Origin of the sequence: Thalassospira permensis NBRC 106175 (genome assembly GCF_000714555.1) — a bacterium.
In the GTDB taxonomy this organism is placed as follows: domain Bacteria; phylum Pseudomonadota; class Alphaproteobacteria; order Rhodospirillales; family Thalassospiraceae; genus Thalassospira; species Thalassospira xiamenensis.
This window is the reverse complement of the sequence record NZ_AUNC01000006.1, coordinates 55689-75449: the sequence shown is the minus strand read 5'-3', so window position 1 is coordinate 75449 and position 19761 is coordinate 55689. Positions and strand designations below refer to the sequence as shown.

The following is a 19761-nucleotide window of genomic DNA, read 5'->3' as shown; positions in this document are numbered from 1 at the left end:
GGAAAATTCAGGATTATCGGGGATCAGGCGGCTTTTCGGGCCATCCTCGCCTCGTGATCAAGCAGCCAGCGTTTGCGATCAAGCCCACCGGCATAGCCGGTCAAAGCCCCGTCCGATCCGATGACCCGGTGGCAGGGCACAATGATCGAAACCGGGTTAAGTGCATTGGCACGTGCCACCGCGCGGACCGCTTTGGGGTTGCCAAGGATATCGGCCTGCCCGGCATAGGACCGGCTTTCGCCGCTGGGTATGGCGATCAGGGCATCCCAAGCCGATTTCTGAAAATCGGTGCCGATCATCCGGACATCATCCATCGGCAAGGGCATGAGGCGACCGGCAAAATAACTGTCCAGCCAATCGGTGACGGATTTTGGGGCAACACCGCCTTCGTGCCAGTCGACATTTTTAAAACGCCGCGTCTGGATGGTGTGCAGGCGGGTATCGTTGTTTTCGAAATCCAGATGCACCAGTTTGCCATCCACCATCGCAAGGCTGAGTTTGCCAATCGGGCTTTGATAGCGGGCAACGTCAATACGCGTTGTCATGGTCATTTCCCTTTCCTTGGAGGCTGGGGCTTTGGCTTTGGCGCATGTTCCTGTTCAAGTGCCGACCACAGATATTGCGCGGCATAGGCACGCCACGGACGCCAGCGTTCGGCGTGTTGTTCCAATGGCTTGGGCTTTGCCGGGCCCCCACCCATTTCCGATGCCTTGAGGATGCCAAGATCAGCCGCCGGGAAGGAATCCGGGTCGCCAAGCCCGCGCAGGCCGAAATAATTCAACGTCCACGGGCCGATCCCCTTGGTCGCGGTCATTGCCGCCAGGATGTCATCGCCCGATTGTCGGTCACATTGCGGATCGGCAAACAGATCGATGATATCGGCAAGTGTCTGGGCGCGTCGGGTCGTAAGCCCGATTGATATCAAATCCTGTTGTTGCAGCGTGGCGGGTTTCGGAAACAGATGGGTGATGCCGGTTCCGGCGATCAGGTTTTCAGGCAAAACCTCGCCAAAGCGGGCCACCAGTCGCCCGGCCAGTGTTCGGGCGGCGGCAACCGAAACCTGTTGACCCAGTACCGCCCGGATCGCCAGTTCGAACCGGTCCCAGCATCCGGGCACACGCAAGCCCGGGCGTTTATCGACCAGCGGGCGCAGCAATTCATCATCGGCAAACAGCGCCGTGATTGAGGGTACATCGGCATCCAGGTCAAACAACCGCCGCACCCGCCCCCCAATTTCAAGCACGGCGTCACGCGCCGGACCGCGCAGGATGACTTCCACCCCGCCCTGATCGGTTGCGAACCGGCATATCATCAGACCGACGGCATCATTGATGCGAAAACCGCGGGCATAGGTGCGGTCACCCACCGCCTCCAGCCCCGGAATGGCGCGTGCCCGGAAGAATGTCAGAAGGTAGTCGGCATCAAAGGGTTGGCGGGCGCGCAGGCGCAGGATCAGATCGTCGCTTTTGGGCGCGAAGGGATCATTATCGTTTTTATCTGACACGGGTTTGGCCTTTATGCCACGCCGGAACGCGGTTGGTGCGTGGCCATAGGCGGTTTTCATCGCATCGTTAAACCGGCGCAGACTGCCAAATCCGGCAATATCGGCAATTTCCGTCATTGACAGGTTGCTGTCGACAATCAGTTGCCGGGCACGCAGCAGACGCCTTGCCTTGGCATGGTCTTGCGGGGTGACGCCGGTATGTTCCTTGAAGATACGGCGCAGATGACGATCTCCGACGCCAAGCCGGTCGGCAAGCTGTTCGACCGATCCGGTTTCAAGGGCCCCTTCCTCGATCAGCCTTACCGCCCTTGCAACGGTGGCGTGAACCCCGGCACTGGCCGGTGATCCGGGGGCGGCTTCGGGGCGGCAGCGCAGGCACGGGCGGAACCCATGGGCAATTGCCGCCTCGGCACTGGGATAAAATTGCACATTCACGCGCTTTGGCGTGACGGCCGGGCATATCGGACGGCAGAAAATCCCGGTGGTCAGAACGGCAGTATAAAACCGACCGTCAAACCGGCGATCCCGGGCCTTTAATGCGTGATAGCAGATATCATCATTGAGCTGTTCCATGCCCGGCAGCTTAGCAGATCGCGCAGATAAAACTCGCCAGATTCGGACTCAAACGTGAAAGGGCCGGATCACGCCGGCAATCTCAGTTCAGCGGAATATCGTTTGCGCCCTTGCCGTCCTGATACTGATCGGAGAGCGCGTCATATTGCGCGGCAATCGATTTTGCCTTTTCAAGCCAAGCTGCACGGTCGGCTTCGGGCAGTTCGGCGATCATGCCCATCATGGAATGACTTTCCCAGAATGCGTTGGATTTGTTGTATTCCCCGGCATCAAGGGTGAAGACTTCCTTGAGGATTTTAAGGTCATGGGGGATTTCAAACGCGTCGCGGGAATCCTCGTGGCTGAAGAAATAATAGAAATTATCAAACCCGGCCCAGGTGATGGCGGATAAGCACATTGAGCACGGCTCGTGCGTGGAAAGAAAAATCAGTTCCGACGTCGCCGGACGCTGATCAGAGGGCATTTCATAAAAACGTTTAAGACAATGGACTTCACCATGCCAAAGCGGGTTTTCCATCTCATTATTGGTTTCGGCCAGCACCAGCGAATGATCGGATTTGCGCAACAGGGCCGCCCCGAAAATCTTGTTACCGGCGGCGACACCCATGCGGGTTTTAGGCAGGATATCGTTTTCAAGTGTGGCAAACAGGGTGGCAAGAAGGGCGTTTCTGTCGTCGCGTGGCATAAGGGCGGTTCCCGATGAAATGTTTGATGCTTTTTGATGGCTTTCATTTCATCGTCAATGAACCGCCCTGCCAACAGAATTTATTGCAGGTTTTGTGACCGGACGGGAGAAACACTATGTGCGGCATATTGATAGCGGCAGGAACCGGATGGTTTCCTAACCACGCAGGATGCCATCATTGATGTCTTCGTAACGCTGATCGGCGGGAACAGGGCGATAGAAATCCGGGTCCAGCAAGGTCGTAACCGCGATAAGCGTCGGCGATTTTCGATCCCGAACCTTGGTGATCAGGGCATGATCAACCGGTCTCATTTCGCGGATTTTGATGACCTCGAAAATGGGACCATTCGGGGTGGCAAGTTTGAACTGGTCGCCAACAGCGACCTGGCCATGGGACTGACGCGGCATTTTTGGACTTCACCTGACTGATAGACGTTTACTCAAGATGCAAAACCCGCCGAGACCCTATTTTTCAAAGACTTGGCCCTTTCGTTTTTCAACGGATTTTGCTTATCGGCAACACACTGCCACACATATCAGGCGAGACTATGACAGAAGCGGGATTTTTACGGGCAATCGACGGCCCTTTTGCATAAAAACACCCCGCCAGTTTTCCTGTGCGGGGTGTTTTGTGTGGCAATCCGGTTTGGATCAATCGATGTCTTCGACTTCGCCAGCGGAACCGGTGACCTTGGCGGCCAGGGCGGCGGCCATGAAGGCATCAAGATCGCCGTTCAGAACGCCCTGGGTGTCGGATGTTTCGACACCGGTGCGCAGGTCCTTGATCATCTGATAGGGCTGCAACACGTAGGAGCGGATCTGATGGCCCCAGCCGATATCGGATTTGGTATCCTCAAGCGCCTGGGCTTCGGCTTCGCGTTTCTGAAGTTCGGCCTCGTACAGGCGGGCTTTGAGCATCTTCATCGCGGTATCGCGGTTTTTGTGCTGTGAACGGTCGTTCTGGCACTGGGCGACGATACCGGTCGGAATATGCGTGATACGCACGGCCGAGTCCGTTCTGTTAACGTGCTGACCACCGGCACCCGATGCGCGGTAGGTATCAATCCGAAGGTCCTTGTCGAGCACCTCGATATTGATGTCGTCATCAATCACCGGATAGACCCAGCAGGACGAGAAGCTGGTATGGCGGCGCGCGGCACTGTCATAGGGCGAAATACGCACCAGACGGTGTACGCCGACCTCGTTTTTTAGCCAGCCATAGGCATTGTGACCGGTGACTTTATAGGTCACCGATTTGATGCCGGCTTCCTCGCCATCGCTTTCTTCGAGCATTTCAAGCTTGTAGCCCTTGGACTCCGCCCAGCGCACATACATGCGCGCCAGCATGCTGGCCCAGTCCTGTGCCTCGGTCCCGCCGGCACCGGCGTGGATTTCGAGATAGGCGTCATTGGCATCCGCCTCGCCCGAAAGCAGGCTTTCAAGTTCACGCTTGGCAGCGATTTCGCGAATATCGCGCAGGCCCTGCTCGGCCTCGGCAACGGTATCGGCGTCACCTTCGGCTTCGCCAAGTTCGATCAGACCGATATTGTCTTCGAGTTCCTGGGCAAGGGCCTTGTAACCATTGATGGCGTCGTCAAGCCGGGTGCGTTCCTGCATGACTTTCTGCGCGTTTTCCGGCTTGTCCCACAATGTGGGATCTTCGGCCAGCGCGTTCAGTTCGTCGAGGCGTCTAAGAGCGTTATCCCAGTCAAAGATGCCTCCTCAGCAGTGCCATCGACTGCTTGATTTCATCGACCAATGCCTGTGCTTCGGCGCGCATTGATGTCTCCGTTATTCATATGAAATTCTGTAAGGCCGCGAAGGATCGCAGCAACTTCGGCGGCGCTTATAGCAGTTTTTGCCCCGATTGAAACCCCCGCGGGGACGCACGGCAGGCATGGAAAAACCCGGCACATCAAATGCGCCGGGTTTAAAGGGGTATTGCGTGGGTCAGCTGTAAACCGGATCAAGCGTCACGGTATAGAGTTCTTCGTCGGCCACATCACGAAGCGACACGCGGAACTGTTCGTTTTCGGCGTCGATATCGACAAGGCCAAAGAATTGCAGGCCAAAGGATGGCGGCAGATTAACGCCCTGTTCCTCAGTTGGATGTTTGGTAAACATCACCTGCGGACCGAATGTATTATCCATGTCATTGGGGCCAAACGTTCCGGCATGCAGCGGGCCGGAAACGAACTCCCAGAACGGATCGAAATCCTGGAACCGGGCCTTGTTCGGATCATAGTAATGGGCCGCTGTGTAATGCACATCCGCTGTCAGCCAGACGGTGTTGCGAATACGCGCCGATTTGATGAAACGCAGCAATTCAACAATTTCAAGTTCGCGCCCGGCCGGTGCACCATCACCATTGGCCAGATTTTCAAAGGTGCTTTTGTTTTTCCAGTCATCATAGACAATCATGCCAATTGGCATATCCGCAGCAATAACTTTCCAGGTTGCCTTGGAATTCAGCAGGCTGCGTTTAAGCCATTCGATCTGCTCCCGGCCAAGGAAGGTGGTCTTGTCATTGGGTTCCGCGCTGTTATTGGCATCGTTAGCAGCCCGGTAGGTGCGCATATCAAGGAAGAATATCTCAAGCGACGGACCATAGGACACCTTGCGATATACCCGCCCCGGTTCGGATGCATGTTCGGTGATTGGCAGCATTTCACGAAATGCCCGGTTGGCACGTGCCGCCAATAGGGATACCGATTTTTCGCTGTAACGATCATCCCCGGTCAGCATTTCACCGGGATACCAGTTGTTGGTCACTTCGTGGTCGTCCCACTGGTAATAGACCGGGATCAGGCGGTTAAATTCGCGGACATTCTTATCAAGCATGTTGTATTTGTAATTGCCGCGAAACTCGGCAAGGGTTTCGGCGACCTTGCCGGTATCCTCGGTCGTGATGTTTGTCCAGATATCGCCATCGGGCATTTTTGCCTGTTCGGCAAACGGGCCATCGGCATAGATGGTATCGCCGGAATGGATGAAGAAATCCGGGTTGTGTTTTGTGATCGTGGCATAGGTTTTCATGCCGCCGCGATCCTCGTCAATGCCCCAGCCCTGCCCGGCCGTATCGCCCGACCAGCCAAACCGGATATTGCGTTTTGCCGCCGGTGCGGTGCGGAAATGACCGATCACCGGTTCGGACGATGCCCGTCCATCATCAAGATTTTCGAAATGGATTTTATAAAACACGTCCTGCCCGGCCGGGAGATCATTCAGGGCAAGCTTGCCGGCAAAATCACGTTCCGGCAGAACATCGACATGCGGAATTCTGACGGATCGTGAAAAGTTTTCCGTTGTGGCGATTTCGGTAATCATCCGTGACGCACGGTCCGCACGGCCCCAGATACAGGCGGAATTGGCGGTGACGTCACCACTTTGCACCCCATGGGTGATCATTGGACGATCTGCCGCACGCGAAATGGACGGCATGAAAAATCCACCCATCGCCGATGCCGCACCGGCCGTGGCGGTTACAGAGGCGGTCGTGGTCAGGAATTTTCGGCGGGAAAGACGAAAAGACATTGAAAGAACCCCTTCAAAATTTGAAGTAACACCTTGAAGAGTATGACAAATTCAAATGACAGGACCGTTGCGGCCTCTTGATGGTTTTATCAACATTTGATGACACTGGCGCGCGCAATACGACGTTTGCAGCCCCGCCTCGTTTTCAAATGAAAAAGACCGGATGCGATTGCATCCGGCCCCTTAAACATTCCCGCAAAAGCGCGGCAAAGATCAGTAAATGCCACCCGGGCTTGAAACGCCGCCGGTATTGCCTTCGGCACCGACGCCGCTGTAACCGGCATCGCCACCATCAATGACGTTGTCATTCGATGACGGAATGGTGCCGGGTTTGAAGGCTTCCCAGATCACATTCTGATCCCCCGGGCGGGCCGGAAGGCCGGAACGGGCTTCAACGCGCACCATGCGAATGCCCGGCGGTGTACGGAATGGCACGGCCTTTGTGCCCTTTAATGCATCGCCCATGAACTGTTTGAAGATCGGGGCCGCGGCACTTGCCCCCTGCTCCTGATCGCCAAGCGAGCGGTTATCGTCAAAGCCGACATAAACACCAACCGCAAGGTCGGGCGAAAAGCCGACAAACCATGCATCGCGGCTATCGTTCGTGGTGCCGGTTTTACCCGCCAGCGGATAACCGAGTTCGCGAATGCGACGACCGGTTCCGCGTTCAACCACACCTTCAAGCATCGATACCATCTGGAACGCGCTTGCCGGGTCGGTAAGCTGTTCGCGGGTATCGGGCAGTTCAGGGGGCATCTGATTGCGGAAATCGACATCCTGACATTCCGCACACTGGCGTTCGTCACGACGATAGATCACTTCACCGCGACGGTTCTGAATGCGGTCAATCAGGGTCGGGGTGATTTTCTTGCCGCCATTGACAAATTGCGCATAGGCCGCCGTCATGCGCATGACGGTGGTTTCCGCCGCACCAAGCGCCATAGAAAGAACCTGTGGCATATCATCGACAACACCGAAACGTTGCGCGTAATCGGCAACCTTGTCCATGCCGATGGTCTGGGCCAGACGTACCGTCATCAGGTTACGCGACAGTTCGATCCCCAGACGCATGGTCGAAGGACCATAGAACTTGCCGCTATAGTTGCCCGGCTTCCATTTACCAAGCCCCGGCCCCTGATCAATCACGAATGGCGCATCCAGCACCAGGGTCGACGGGGTAAAGCCCTGGTCAAGGGCGGCCAGGTAAACAAACGGTTTGAAGGCAGAACCGGGCTGACGACGGGCCTGGGTCGCGCGGTTGAATTTCGACATGTCATGCGAAAAACCGCCCGACATTGCCAAAACACGCCCGGTATGCGGGTCCATCGCGACAAGCGCCCCATTGACCGCAGGAATCTGGCGCAGGCCATAGGTATTGGGCGGCAGTTCTTCGCCATCAAGTTCCGCAAAATGCCGCACATAGATCACATCACCCGGCGACAGAACATCTGATGGGCTGTTGACCGCAGCACCAAGCTTCTGGCCTTCTTTCCACGGACGCGCCCATGTCAGGAAGCGAAGCGGAATGCGGCCCTGCTTGCCCGACAGAAGGCCAAGGGTTGCTTCTTCGGCACTGACACGCAGAACAACGGCCTTGTCCCATGGCAAATCATTGGGTGTTTCGACTTCGCGCAGTTTCTGCTGCCAGTCATCGGCCAGATCGATATTGGTGATCGGACCGCGCCAGCCATGACGACGGTCATATTCCACAAGCCCTTCGACCAGCGCCTGATCGGCAATGGTCTGCAGGCGCGGATCAACCGTCGAGCGGACCGACAGCCCGCCATCATAAAGCATGTTTTCGCCGTAACGGTCGACCAGCTGGCGGCGGACTTCCTCGGCGAAGAAATCAGCACGATAGGTATCGACAGACTGGCGTTCCTTGGCAATCAGCGGGCTTGCCCACGCGTTCTGGGCTTCGGCCTCGGTGATGAATTTTTCTTCGAGCATCCGGCCAATCACCCAGTTACGACGCGCTTTGGCTTCGTCATGATTGCGGACCGGATGATAATTCGACGGTGCCTTTGGCAGGGCGGCAAGATAGGCCGCTTCCTCGATATTGATTTCATCAAGAGACTTATCGAAATACCGCAGGGCCGCCGCCGCAACACCATAGCTGCCATTACCGAGATAAATCTCGTTCAGATACAGTTCAAGGATATGTTCCTTGGAAAAGGCACGCTCGATCCGGAAGGAAAGGATTGCTTCCTTGACCTTGCGTTCATAGGAAACTTCGCTGGTCAGAAGGAAGTTTTTGGCAACCTGCTGGGTGATGGTCGATGCACCGACCGGACGCTTACCCGTGCCCATATTGACAACGTTGGTCACGGCTGCGCGCAGCACGGATGCGAAATCGATGCCCGGATGGCTGAAAAAGTTTTTATCCTCGGCCGCGACAAACGCATCGACAACAACATGCGGGATCGAGGTGATCGGCACGAAAACGCGTTTTTCACGCGCATATTCGGCGATCAATGCCCCGTCACTGGCATGGACGCGTGTCATGACTTCGGGTTCGTAGTTTTCAAGCTGGGTGTAATCGGGCAAGTCCTGACCGAAATGCCAGAAGATCGCCAGAACGCCGATCCCGCCGGCAATTGCCATCAGGAAAAGCACACCAAAAATACTTAGTAAAATACGCATAAACAGGTCTTTATCATTTTGCTGTTTTGGCCTGATCCGGTTTGGCGCGCACCAAAGCGCACCTTTCGGAGAATTGCAATCAGCCTTATCATAGCGGCAAAAAAGTGACGGCGTTGTGACACTGCGCACGGCCACCGTATTTTCTGTTCCGACCGGGCAAAGATTATAGCCCTACCGCCCCATCAAAGCGAGAGTCGGAAATTCCATTGCACGGAAAAGTTATGCAAATTGCCAATATGCTTTTCGAAATCCGGGGACGAAGCCGTTGAACCCGGCCTAGAATTTATGTTTTTCGAAATAGATATCGATGGCACGCAGTATAGCTTCGGCGACCTTGCGCCGATGTGCCGGGCTTTGCAACAGCTTGGCATCCGTCGCGTTCGATAAATAGCCCATTTCAAACAGGGCTGAGGGGATATCAGGGGCCTTGAGCACGGCAAAGCCCGCGAACCGATGGGTCCGGCGTTGCAGTTCGATGCTTTTGCCCAGTTCGGTGACCATATTGGCCGCAAGGGTCGCCGACAGGTTCATGGTTTCGCGCTGTGCCAGATCGATCAGGATGCTTTGCACCAGCGAGTTTTCTTCCGACAGGTCAATACCGGCAATCACGTCGGCCTTGTTTTCCTTTGACGCCAGTGCCGCGGCTTCTTTGTCCGATGCGTTTTCAGACAGGGTATAGACCGATGCACCGCGATGCTTGGAATTGCCAATCGAGTCTGCGTGCAGCGAAATAAACAGATCGGCCCCGTTTTTACGCGCGATTTCGGTTCGCTGGCGCAATTTCAGGAACACGTCCTTGTCGCGTGTCAGAAGCACACGATACCGACCGGAATCGGTCAGAACCTTTTCAACTTCGCGGGCGGCGGCAAGTGTCAGGTCCTTTTCATAGACCCCGCCAACCCCGATTGCGCCGGGATCAACCCCGCCGTGACCCGCATCAATCGCAATCAGCGGCTTTTCCGAACCACCACGCCCGGACTCAACCGCAACATCGGCACTTTGTTCGGTGGCACTGGTGTCGTTGCGGCTGCGTGCGGAATAGGCGACCATGCTTTCGCGTGATGCCGCCATAAAGGCATCACGCTTGGCGGGCGACAGATCAACGACAAGACGATGGGGCTTGCCATCGGATGCAGGCAGCGTGAAGATTTTTGAAACAAGTGCCGGTTCGGCAACGTCAAGAACCACACGGAAGGTGCCAGGTTTGAACAGGCCGTAACGCAATCCCGAAATCAGGCCCCCGCCCGACGTTACCTTGCCCGGGGGGGCGGTCCATTCGATTTCGGGCATGTCGATGATGACGCGATATGGATCGGGCAGCAGAAAGTAGCTGAACTCGACACTGCGATCGAGATCAATGACAAAGCGGGTATAGTCGGGATAAACGCCAAGGCGCGCGCCAAGAACCTTGGTTTCCTGCGCATTTACCGTGGCAGAACCGCCGACACAGATCATCATCGCCAGAAAAAGCGACAAACAGAGTGCAGCAACAATCCGGGCCGGTTTTTGCCCGACCAAGAACAGCGTTTCTGCCGTCGCATTCACCTGCGAACCCGTTTGAACTGATACCATCGTCCTGCTGCGTTTATCCTGAGAATGCGGAGTAATTTTAGACTGGTTGTCTGCGTTTATAACAATGCGTTGGTTAACGGGCAATTGACTGCCCGTGAAACACGCGACGCGAACAACATTCTTCGTTTCGATGTCCATTACATTAATGTAAACGGTAAAAACATTGCAGGATCATGGATTTGGCAGAAGGCATCCGTGATTGGCGCAATCGGGCGAAAAACTTCGCGATTTTGAATTCAACCACAACAAAGTCATCGGACAACGTAACAAAACTGTTTGTCGCGGGACTTCAAAAGGGATATGTTGCACCCGAGATTCCTATGCCTTGCGGTGTGAACCTTATTAATCCGCCAGGCTGAGGACGCGACGAGGCCAGTTCTCGGGTCGGTGTCTCGGTGACGCGGCAATTCCCGCTCCCGATAGAGCCCTCCCATTCAAGGCTGTCTTGGCGCGCTCGAGATTACGCAACCAATTTTTGTTTCAACACCAAAACCAGGTCCGAACCGGAAGAGCAGCCGAAACGCGATGAACCAGATATATACAGGACATATCGCGACCTTTATGGACGGCGCCTCCGGATACGCCGGTTTATTTGCATACCAGCGCAACATCGCTTTACGCAGGAAACTGGCGGGACCTTTAGGAACAGGTTCCGAATGGTCAAACGCATGCTCATCGATGCAACGCACACGGAAGAAAGCCGTGTCGTTGTTATTAATGGAAATCGCCTAGAAGAATACGACGTCGAAACTTCGACCAAGAAGCAGATAAAAGGAAATATCTATCTCGCGAAAGTGACGCGTGTAGAACCGTCCCTGCAGGCGGCCTTCGTCGATTACGGCGGAAACCGCCATGGTTTCCTCGCCTTTAGCGAAATTCATTCCGACTATTACCAGATCCCGGTCGCAGATCGCGAAGCCCTTTCGCGTAGTCATAGTGACGTCAAGGATGCCGACATCGTCGAAGACAATATCGGCGACGCATCCGAGGGTAACGATACCCCGAAAAAAGAAAAGAAACCGGCCCGCACCCGCAATCGCCGCAAACCACGTGCGAAAGCATCGGACGAAACCGCGGTTGAAACCGATGCAGAAGCACCGAAATCCGACGAAAACGTCGATAGTGCGGAAACTGTTGCGGCCGACGCACCGCAGGAAAATGACGCTGCGGCAAGTGATGATGCGAACGATGAAGACGCAAAACCGCGCCGTCGTCGCCCCCGCAACCGTCGCAAGAAATTCGACGAGGTCGAGGCATCTGGTGATGGCACCGCCGACGCATCGTCGAACGATGGTGATGATACCGATGGTTCGGGCGGCGGAAATGCTGCCATGTCAGCAGAAATTGCCGAACTGACCGTCGATATCGAAACCGAGCCGGCCGGTGCCGCCGAAGAAGAAGACATCGATGATCTGGGCGGCGATGACGGGGATGAATTCTCCGACAGCCATCGCCCGCAGATGCAGAAGCGCTACAAGATTCAGGAAGTGATCAAGCGCCGCCAGATCCTGCTGGTGCAGGTGGTCAAGGAAGAACGCGGTAACAAGGGTGCTGCGCTTTCGACCTTCCTGTCACTGGCGGGTCGTTATTGCGTTCTGATGCCAAATACCCCGCGCGGTGGCGGCATTTCGCGCAAGATCACCAATGCACAGGATCGCAAGCGCCTTAAATCCATTCTGGCCGAACTGGAAATTCCGGATGGCATGGCCGTTATCGTGCGTACCGCAGGTTCGGAACGCACCAAGGCCGAAATTAAACGCGACTTCGATTATCTGATGCGTTTGTGGGATCGTATTCGCGAAACGACCCTTCAGAGCCAGGCACCGTGCCTGATTTATGAAGAAGCCGATCTGATCAAACGGTCCATCCGTGACCTTTATGCACGCGATGTTGACGAAGTTCTGGTCGAAGGTGACGAAGGTTACCGGATCGCCAAAGACTTCATGAAGATGCTGATGCCGTCACATGCAAAGCGTGTGCAGCCCTACAAGGATCAGGGTGTTCCGCTGTTCCACCGTTTCCAGGTGGAAAGCCAGCTTGATGCGATGCTCAATCCGGTCGTGCAGCTGAAATCGGGTGGCTATATCGTCATCAACCCGACCGAGGCACTGGTCGCGATTGACGTGAACTCGGGCCGTTCGACCCGTGAACGCAACATCGAAGAAACCGCGTACAAGACCAACCTTGAAGCCGCCGAAGAACTCGCACGCCAGCTGCGCCTGCGCGATCTGGCCGGTTTGATTGTGGTCGATTTCATCGACATGGAAGACCACCGCAACCAGGGGGCGGTTGAACGCAAGCTTAAAGAAGCCATGCGCAATGACCGGGCCCGCCTGCAGATCGGCCGTATCAGCCCATTCGGCTTGCTTGAAATGTCGCGCCAGCGCCTGCGCCCGTCGCTTGTTGAAAGCGCGTTCGAGGTTTGCGCACATTGCCGCGGTGTCGGCCTTGTCCGTTCAATCGAAAGTGCCGCCCTTCACCTTCTGCGGGTTCTTGAAGAAGAAGGCATGCGTCGTCGTTCCGGCGCGCTTACCGTTCATGTTGCAAGCGAAGTCGCGCTTTATATCCTGAACCGCAAACGTGACACGCTGGCCGAAATCGAACAGCGTTACGGCTTCACCGTGATGATCTTTGGCGATGACAGCCTGATTTCGCCAGATCACCGGATTGAACGGTCACGTGCGAAAAAGGGTGACGAAGAAGAAGCCCTGCCGGTTCTGAACACCGACAGCGTATCTTTGACCGCGATTGAAAGCCCGGTTGAACCGGACGAAGACGAAGAAGAAGACGTTGCAGAGGCACGTGATACCCGTGATCAGCGCGACGACGATGATCAGGGCAATAAACGCCGCCGCCGCCGCCGCCGCCGTCGTGGTCGCAATGATGAACGTGATGACCGTGATGATCAGCATGAAGCCGATGCATCAGATGATGCGGCCGGTTCGTCGGATCGCGGTGATCAGGACGATAACGAAGATGACGACGACGACGAAGCACAGCGCAAACGCCGCCGCCGCGGCAAACGTGGTGGACGCCGTCGTTCACGCCGTCAGGAATTTGAAAACGCGCCGCGTGTCAAATCGCCTGCCGATGATGCACAGGCAACTGCCCTTCGCCGGGATCGTGATCACAGCGCACCGGAAGGTCAGGTCGAGGATCAGGTTATTGATGCGGACAGCGAAGGTCAGGATGCCGACAGCTTCGATCAAGAAGGTGTCCGTGTCGGCCGTGAGCGCAGCGCAACCGCCCCGGCCCCGGCACGGCCGCGCCGCGAACGTCGTGATCGCAATGACAATCGCCGCAACAGGCGGGATCGCAATGACCGGGGTGATGTGAAAAACATCCCGATCCAGAGCGGCCCGGCACCGGAAACCACCAACGAAATTTCCAAGGAAACCGTTTCGGCACCAGCACAGAGCCCAGCCGAAACACCCGTAGCAAGCCCCGCGGAAATCGTGGCGGAGAAACCGGCAAGCCCGCCCCCTGCCCCCGCAGCAGCACCGGCAGCGGAGCAATCCGAACCGAAGGCAGAGCCGAAAAAACCGGCACCAAAAGCCGAAAAAGCACCGGAACCGGTGGCGAGTGAACCCGCTTCTGCCGAACCGGCAAAAGATGAAAAACCCAAGTCGAAGAAACGCGGCTGGTGGAGCCTTGGTCGTTAAGATCAGGACCCGATAAAACCCAAAAGGGCTGCCGAACATTCGGCAGCCCTTTTCGTTGCGGTCTGTTTGAGATCAGGGGCTTATCGCTGCCAGTTCTTCAATGCCTTTACCGCGCCCAGCATGGTTGCCTCGCTATGTGCAAATGAGAATCGGACATAGTGTTTGCCGCGAAGCCGATCAAAATCCGTGCCCGGCGTGGTGGCAACACCGGTTTCGTCAAGCATGCGACGGCAGAAGGCCTCGCTATCATCCGTAAGATCGCGGACATCGGCATAGAGATAGAATGCACCATCCGCCGGGGCGAAGTTGCCAAATCCGGCCTTGGGCAGTTCATTGAGCAGGATTTCACGATTGCGGGCATAGGCCTCGACATTGGCCTGCAATTCGTCCTCGCAATCAAATGCGGCGACGGCGGCGATCTGTGATAATGCCGGGGCCGAAATAAACAGGTTCTGTTGCAGGCATTCAACCGCGCGCATCAGATCAGGCGGCACCACCGCCCAGCCCAGACGCCAGCCGGTCATCGAGAAATATTTCGAGAAGCTGTTGATGATGATCGCATCATCGCCGAATTCAAGTGCGGTGCATTCGCGGACATCGCCAAACGAAATGCCCTGATAAATCTCGTCACTGATCAGGCGAATACCGTTTTCCCGGCAATAGGTCGCCAGTTCGCGGTAAGTTTCAACGTCAATCATGCTGCCCGCCGGGTTGGACGGACTTGCAACAATCAGACCGTCAATCGGGGCTTCGAGGTCACGCAGCATGGCCACGGTTGGCTGATAATGGCTTTCGGGACCGGCAGGCAGATTGACGGTTTCAATGCCGAGTGCGGTCAGGATGTTGTGATAGGCCGGATAGCCTGGTGCCGCCATCGCCACCCGATCCCCGGCATCAAAGGCCGCCAAAAACGCCAGCACGAAGATCGAGGAAGAACCGCTGGCGACACAGATGCGCGACGGATCAACCGATGCGTTGAATTTACGCTGATAATGCCCGGCGATGGCTTCGCGCAGGGGATCAATCCCCATGGCATTGGTATAACCGATCAGATCGTTATCAAGGGCGCGGGCCGCGGCCTCGCGGACCTTGCGTGGGGCCGGTGTGCCCGGCTGCCCGACTTCAAGGTGATAGACAGCCTTGCCGTCAAGTTCGCGCGCGTTGGCAGCACGCATGACATCCATAACAATAAACGGCGAAATGGCACCGCGGCGCGATTGTTTCAAAGCCATTTGTGGGGTCCTGCTTTGTATCGTGAAAATCGGGGCAGGAAATCCTGCCCCGATGAAATGTCTGTAAAGGGTGGCTTACTGGGTGCCCGCCATACCGCCGCCCGCAGGATCGGCAATGAACTGGCAGCTTTCAGGATGCGGCGGGATCCCTTCAAGGCAACGCACGATATTGACCGCCGGTTTGCCCGCCGAATTCATCGGGACATTGGCAGCCGCCCCCTTTTCGATCAGGTCTTCGGCCATGGTGGCAATCTGTTTGGTGGCACCGGCCGGAGTCCCGGTGCCAGCGATCCCATAGTAATATTCCCAGACAAACGGGTTGACCATAAGTGCCGGGCCCATCAACGGGGTCTGGGCATAACCCGCATCCCCGGCGGCAAGGTTAAGGCCGAACGCATCGGCACCAAGCCCCGCACCAAACGGTTTGTTCATCGTGGTCATGCAGGCAACCGCATTGGCCTTGCGGTCCAGCACGACAAAGCCGCTGCGCCCGGTATTGGCTTGAATGTTGCTGTCAGCAGCTTCGATATCGGCCAGATAGCGGTTCAGGATCGCGCCAAGTTCCGTTTCCGCGTCAATAACAGATCGCCCGTTATCGGAACGCGGCGGATAGGCAAGGTAAAGCGTTTCGTTGCCAACCTTGACCTCGGTCGCGGCTTTCCATTGCGGTTTGTAGGAACGCATGTCTTCGGCCGTCAGCGTGCCACCGGCATTCTGAACCGCGGTTGCGATCTGGGCGCCAAGGGCACCGTTATAAAACTCGCCCGGTCCCTTGACCCGAAGAGAGGTCAGAAGTGCGCCAAGATTGACGGAACGAATCCGGTCACCGACCTGCAAGGTTTTGCCATCTGGCATGAAAACATCGCGCAGGATCGGGCTTGCTTCGATCCGGTCGCGATTGGCTTCGATATCATCAACCATCGAACGCGATACCGGAACACCAAGGCGGGCATACTGTTCTGCTGCCGAAAGAAGCTGCGGCCATTGCAGACGACCATAACGCGCACTAAGTGCGTAAAGGCCGCGCGGGACACCCGGAACGGTCGTTGCGACCTGGCCATCTGCGGTGCGAGTCCCCGGACGTGGCCAGAAATCAAGGACTTCGACCTTTTTCGATTCCCGATCATGGACAACGCAAACCCCGCCGCCACCGATACCGGCAACCGATGATTTGGTCACCGTCATGGTGGCATAAAGCGCAACAGCCGCATCGGCCGCCGTGCCGCCAGCCGAAAGAACATCGCGCGCGATACGGACCGCACGGGGTTCGTCGGCAACCACGCCACCAAGGAAACCACTGACGGCCCCGATTTGGCCAAGATTCTCAGTATTATCAGTACCGCAGGCAGCAAGACCGGCAGTCATTGCGATTGCCGCCATGATCCGCCATGATGGCTTGCGCGTCGGGAACCTGTCCGCACGGGTCGGGTCGACATAAGATGAACGAGAACACGGAACGCACATTTTGCTCAGACGCATTATTACTCTCACTGCCATTTTCCTTGTTGCCCTGCCCAGCACAGTTTTTGCGCAGGGTCGTTCTTTTATCCGGGATACCGAGATTGAGGAAACCCTTCATCTCTATGCGACCCCGATATTCAAGGCTGCCGGGCTCGATCCGCGCGGCGTTACTGTCTATATCGTCTCAGATCCCAGCCTGAACGCATTCGTTGCAGGTGGCCAAAAGCTTTTTATCAATACTGGCCTCTTGTTGAAAGCCCAGACTCCCGAACAGGTTATGGGCGTGATGGCCCACGAGACCGGCCACATTGCGGGCGGGCATCTTTCACGTGTTCATGATCAGCTTCGAAATGCATCGGCGATCTCGATTCTGTCAACCATCGTCGGTGTTGCTGCCGGTGTTGCCGCCGGACGTTCCGATGTCGGTACGGCGGCCGTTCTTGGCGGCCAGAACGTTGCCGAACGCAATTTTCTGGCCTATTCGCGAACACAGGAAAGCAGTGCCGATCAGGCCGGCGTCAAATTCCTGAGCGAAGCAGGCATATCATCGCGCGGCCTGATGGAATTCATGGAAACGCTTGAAGGTCAGGAATTGCTGAGCACCGCGCGTCAGGACCCGTATCTGCGCAGTCACCCGCTGACGACCGAACGTGTTGATTTCCTTGAAAACTATACCGCGAATTCACCGTTAAAAGACGCCAAGGTCGATCCGGTTCTGTATGAACGTCATGACCGTATGCGCGCCAAGCTGTATGCGTTTACCAACCATATCCAGCATACTTTGCGCACCTATCCCGAGTCCGATACCAGCGTTTCGGGGCGCTATGCGCGCGCCATCGCCTATTACCGGGACTCGCAAATCGAACCGGCGATGAAACTGATTGACGGGCTGATCGCCGAAGAACCCGAAAACCCGTATTTCGAGGAGCTTAAGGGTCAGGTCCTGCTGGAATTCGGCAAGGCCAGGGAAGCCACCGATCCGCTGCGCAAATCGGTCGAATTGTCCAATGGTGCCCCTTTGATCCGCCTTCTGCTGGCGCATGCCCTGATTGAAAGCGGCGATGATGCGGTTCTGGGCGAAGCCAAGGAAAACCTTCTGGGGGTTCTTTCGGTGGAACGTGGCAATGCATCGGCATGGCGTTTCCGGGCGATCATTGAAAACCGTCTTGGCAATGAGGGCGAAGCATCGCTGTCGCAGGCGGAATACAGCCTTTTGACCGGGGATCGGGAAGCGGCGAAATATCATGCTGTGCAGGCCGACCGGAAACTTGAAAAAGGTACTGCAACCTGGCAGCGCGCACAGGACATCATCCGGGCGACCGACCCGGAAGGCAAGGACAAGCCCAATTGATATCGGTTCTGTCGCCGCGGGCGGGCGTCATTTCGATGATGTCTCGCCGTCTGGGCGTTGCTTTTATGGCGGTTTACGTCCTGGCCGGATGCAGCCTGCCCGATGCCGGGGTCAGCGTCGAGGGAGACCTGAAGCTTCTTTACGCCCCCTTCTCGCTTGGCAATCCGCCGCGCTACTGGCATTACGCCGACAGCCCGGCAAAGCTTGATCAGGGTGAACAGTCAAAGGCCAACAGCCTTTACTGGGACGATATTGATGGGCGCATCGCCCTTGCCATGCGCCCGGCCATTGCCCCGTTTGAACTTGGCCGTCGAACCAATATTTCGGTTCTTGCATCCCCCTATCTATCTTTTGACTGGTTGATGAACGCATTCGCCCTGCCCGGCGATACCGAGCTTGTGCTTGGTTTCCGGTCGGAGTCACAAGGGGATTGGGGCGAAAGTGATCTGGGGGTTGGCAAGCCGCCGATTGATCATGTAATCCGCCTGCCGATCGGGGGCGATATTTCGGGCACTGTCGGCTGGCAGCGGGATTATTTCGATCTTTCGACCCTGCATCGACGATACTGGCCCGACACAGACACTGTCGATGTTCGTCTGGTATGGATCGGCGTCGCATCGTCACATGATCAGCGCCCCGATGTGGCCGGTGTCACATATCTCTCGCATATTTTACTTTCCCGTTAGGGTGCCCGTCTCGTATCAATGATCTAGAGAAATCAGGTCCTGCGCGATGTCAGAAACATCCGGGACGAAGACAACAAGGGATTTTCGATGAATTCGCATATGATCAAACGCCTTCTGGGCGGTGCCGCCATCATGCTTTCGCTGGGTTTTGCCATGGGGGTCCCGGCACAGGCAGCAGACCTTAGCGACGCGCAGAAGGCCGAGATCGAAGGCGTGATCGAGCAGTATCTGATGGAAAACCCGGATGTTCTGTTGCGCGCCATCCAGAATGTTCAGGTCTGGCAGACAACCGAACAGGCCCGTCAGCAGGCCGAAGCCATTCAGCCGGTATGGGATGCGCTGGTTGCTGACAGCTCCGTGCCATCGGTTGGCCCGCTTGATGCACCGGTTACCGTGATCGAATTTTTTGATTATCACTGCGGTTATTGCAAACGCGCCTTTGACGGCGTGAAGGAACTTGCGGAAAATTCCGACGGCAAAATCCGCACCATGTTTGTTGAATTCCCGATCCTGCGCGAAGAAAGTGCCATTGCGGCACGTGCCGCACTGGCCGCTGCCAAGCAGGGCAAATACATGAAAATCCACGCGGCCTTCATGGAAAGCCGTGGTGTGCTTGACGAAGCACAGATCAATAAGCTGGCCGAAGATGCCGGTGTTGACGTTGATCAGATGCGCAAGGACATGCAGTCGCCGGAAATCAACGGCATGTTGCAGCAATATTCCGCCATGGCGCGCAGCATCGGGGTTAATGGCACCCCCGCCTTCCTGATCAATGGTCAGATGGTGTCGGGGGCTGATATGGAACGGGTCAATGCGCTGGTCAAAGCCGGACTTGAAGAAGCGTCCTGATTTTTAAAT

General features: G+C 56.3%; 14 protein-coding genes. 4 read left to right on the top strand and 10 right to left on the bottom strand.

Features of this window, described 5'->3' with window-relative positions; translation table 11 throughout:
• Positions 1 to 23 precede the first annotated feature (23 nt).
• The 8 genes from SMB34_RS04850 to SMB34_RS04815 all read right to left on the bottom strand — a co-directional run bounded on the left by SMB34_RS04850 (position 24) and on the right by SMB34_RS04815 (position 10511).
• Complete coding sequence (locus SMB34_RS04850) at positions 24 to 551, bottom strand: methylated-DNA--[protein]-cysteine S-methyltransferase (RefSeq protein WP_051682130.1); 528 nt, start codon at positions 549 to 551, stop codon at positions 24 to 26.
• A complete protein-coding gene (locus SMB34_RS04845; protein ID WP_037988048.1) occupies positions 548 to 2077 on the bottom strand; it encodes a DNA-3-methyladenine glycosylase 2 family protein in 1530 nt (509 codons plus the stop codon). Before SMB34_RS04845 ends, SMB34_RS04850 begins: the two co-directional genes overlap by 4 nt.
• Before the next feature lie 82 nt (positions 2078 to 2159).
• A complete protein-coding gene (locus SMB34_RS04840) occupies positions 2160 to 2762 on the bottom strand; it encodes a nucleoside deaminase (protein ID WP_037988046.1) in 603 nt (200 codons plus the stop codon).
• Positions 2763 to 2918: 156 nt separating this feature from the next.
• Positions 2919 to 3170 (bottom strand): hypothetical protein, encoded by a 252-nt coding sequence (locus tag SMB34_RS04835; RefSeq protein WP_007090275.1) that lies wholly within the window; start codon positions 3168 to 3170, stop codon positions 2919 to 2921.
• Between the two features lie 243 nt (positions 3171 to 3413).
• Positions 3414 to 4542, bottom strand: a protein-coding gene (gene prfB / locus SMB34_RS04830; RefSeq protein ID WP_139328243.1) for a peptide chain release factor 2 whose coding sequence is annotated in 2 segments (ribosomal slippage) — positions 3414 to 4472 and positions 4474 to 4542 — 1128 coding nt in all. Because the reading frame shifts where the segments join, the coding sequence is not laid out codon by codon here.
• A gap of 170 nt (positions 4543 to 4712) precedes the next feature.
• Positions 4713 to 6296, bottom strand: a complete 1584-nt coding sequence (locus SMB34_RS04825; RefSeq protein ID WP_037988045.1) for an alkaline phosphatase D family protein — start codon at positions 6294 to 6296, stop codon at positions 4713 to 4715.
• A gap of 213 nt (positions 6297 to 6509) precedes the next feature.
• A complete protein-coding gene (locus SMB34_RS04820; RefSeq protein WP_037988096.1) occupies positions 6510 to 8939 on the bottom strand; it encodes a penicillin-binding protein 1A in 2430 nt (809 codons plus the stop codon).
• 276 nt (positions 8940 to 9215) lie between these two features.
• Positions 9216 to 10511: an N-acetylmuramoyl-L-alanine amidase gene (locus SMB34_RS04815; protein WP_037988044.1), complete on the bottom strand. Its 1296-nt coding sequence runs from the start codon at positions 10509 to 10511 to the stop codon at positions 9216 to 9218.
• 656 nt (positions 10512 to 11167) lie between these two features.
• On the opposite strand from SMB34_RS04815, the gene SMB34_RS04805 reads away from it, so the two are divergent.
• Entirely contained in the window at positions 11168 to 14173 is a 3006-nt protein-coding gene (locus SMB34_RS04805; protein WP_037988041.1) for an Rne/Rng family ribonuclease, read from the top strand.
• Between the two features lie 80 nt (positions 14174 to 14253).
• Here SMB34_RS04805 and SMB34_RS04800 read toward each other — a convergent pair whose 3' ends face one another.
• Both SMB34_RS04800 and SMB34_RS04795 read right to left on the bottom strand, forming a co-directional pair.
• Positions 14254 to 15405: a pyridoxal phosphate-dependent aminotransferase gene (locus tag SMB34_RS04800; RefSeq protein ID WP_037988039.1), complete on the bottom strand. Its 1152-nt coding sequence runs from the start codon at positions 15403 to 15405 to the stop codon at positions 14254 to 14256.
• Between the two features lie 75 nt (positions 15406 to 15480).
• Entirely contained in the window at positions 15481 to 16770 is a 1290-nt protein-coding gene (locus SMB34_RS04795; protein WP_240478749.1) for a gamma-glutamyltransferase, read from the bottom strand.
• Positions 16771 to 16870: 100 nt separating this feature from the next.
• Between SMB34_RS04795 and SMB34_RS04790 the strand changes: the two genes are divergently transcribed.
• The 3 genes from SMB34_RS04790 to SMB34_RS04780 all read left to right on the top strand — a co-directional run bounded on the left by SMB34_RS04790 (position 16871) and on the right by SMB34_RS04780 (position 19752).
• Positions 16871 to 18217: a M48 family metalloprotease gene (locus SMB34_RS04790; RefSeq protein ID WP_037988037.1), complete on the top strand. Its 1347-nt coding sequence runs from the start codon at positions 16871 to 16873 to the stop codon at positions 18215 to 18217.
• Between the two features lie 35 nt (positions 18218 to 18252).
• Positions 18253 to 18903, top strand: coding sequence for a hypothetical protein (locus SMB34_RS04785; RefSeq protein WP_240478748.1), 651 nt, complete (start codon positions 18253 to 18255; stop codon positions 18901 to 18903).
• Positions 18904 to 18990: 87 nt separating this feature from the next.
• Positions 18991 to 19752 (top strand): DsbA family protein, encoded by a 762-nt coding sequence (locus tag SMB34_RS04780; RefSeq protein WP_051682129.1) that lies wholly within the window; start codon positions 18991 to 18993, stop codon positions 19750 to 19752.
• The last annotated feature ends 9 nt before the right edge of the window (positions 19753 to 19761 follow it).

Excerpts from the sequence above, each read along its gene's own strand:
- SMB34_RS04850 (WP_051682130.1), bottom strand. The coding sequence starts at position 551 with ATGACCATGACAACGCGTATTGACGTTGCCCGCTATCAAAGCCCGATT.
- SMB34_RS04845 (WP_037988048.1), bottom strand. The coding sequence starts at position 2,077 with ATGGAACAGCTCAATGATGATATCTGCTATCACGCATTAAAGGCCCGG.
- SMB34_RS04840 (WP_037988046.1), bottom strand. The coding sequence starts at position 2,762 with ATGCCACGCGACGACAGAAACGCCCTTCTTGCCACCCTGTTTGCCACA.
- SMB34_RS04835 (WP_007090275.1), bottom strand. The coding sequence starts at position 3,170 with ATGCCGCGTCAGTCCCATGGCCAGGTCGCTGTTGGCGACCAGTTCAAA.
- SMB34_RS04825 (WP_037988045.1), bottom strand. The coding sequence starts at position 6,296 with ATGTCTTTTCGTCTTTCCCGCCGAAAATTCCTGACCACGACCGCCTCT.
- SMB34_RS04820 (WP_037988096.1), bottom strand. The coding sequence starts at position 8,939 with ATGCGTATTTTACTAAGTATTTTTGGTGTGCTTTTCCTGATGGCAATT.
- SMB34_RS04815 (WP_037988044.1), bottom strand. The coding sequence starts at position 10,511 with ATGGTATCAGTTCAAACGGGTTCGCAGGTGAATGCGACGGCAGAAACG.
- SMB34_RS04805 (WP_037988041.1), top strand. The coding sequence starts at position 11,168 with ATGGTCAAACGCATGCTCATCGATGCAACGCACACGGAAGAAAGCCGT.
- SMB34_RS04800 (WP_037988039.1), bottom strand. The coding sequence starts at position 15,405 with ATGGCTTTGAAACAATCGCGCCGCGGTGCCATTTCGCCGTTTATTGTT.
- SMB34_RS04795 (WP_240478749.1), bottom strand. The coding sequence starts at position 16,770 with ATGACTGCCGGTCTTGCTGCCTGCGGTACTGATAATACTGAGAATCTT.
- SMB34_RS04785 (WP_240478748.1), top strand. The coding sequence starts at position 18,253 with ATGATGTCTCGCCGTCTGGGCGTTGCTTTTATGGCGGTTTACGTCCTG.
- SMB34_RS04780 (WP_051682129.1), top strand. The coding sequence starts at position 18,991 with ATGAATTCGCATATGATCAAACGCCTTCTGGGCGGTGCCGCCATCATG.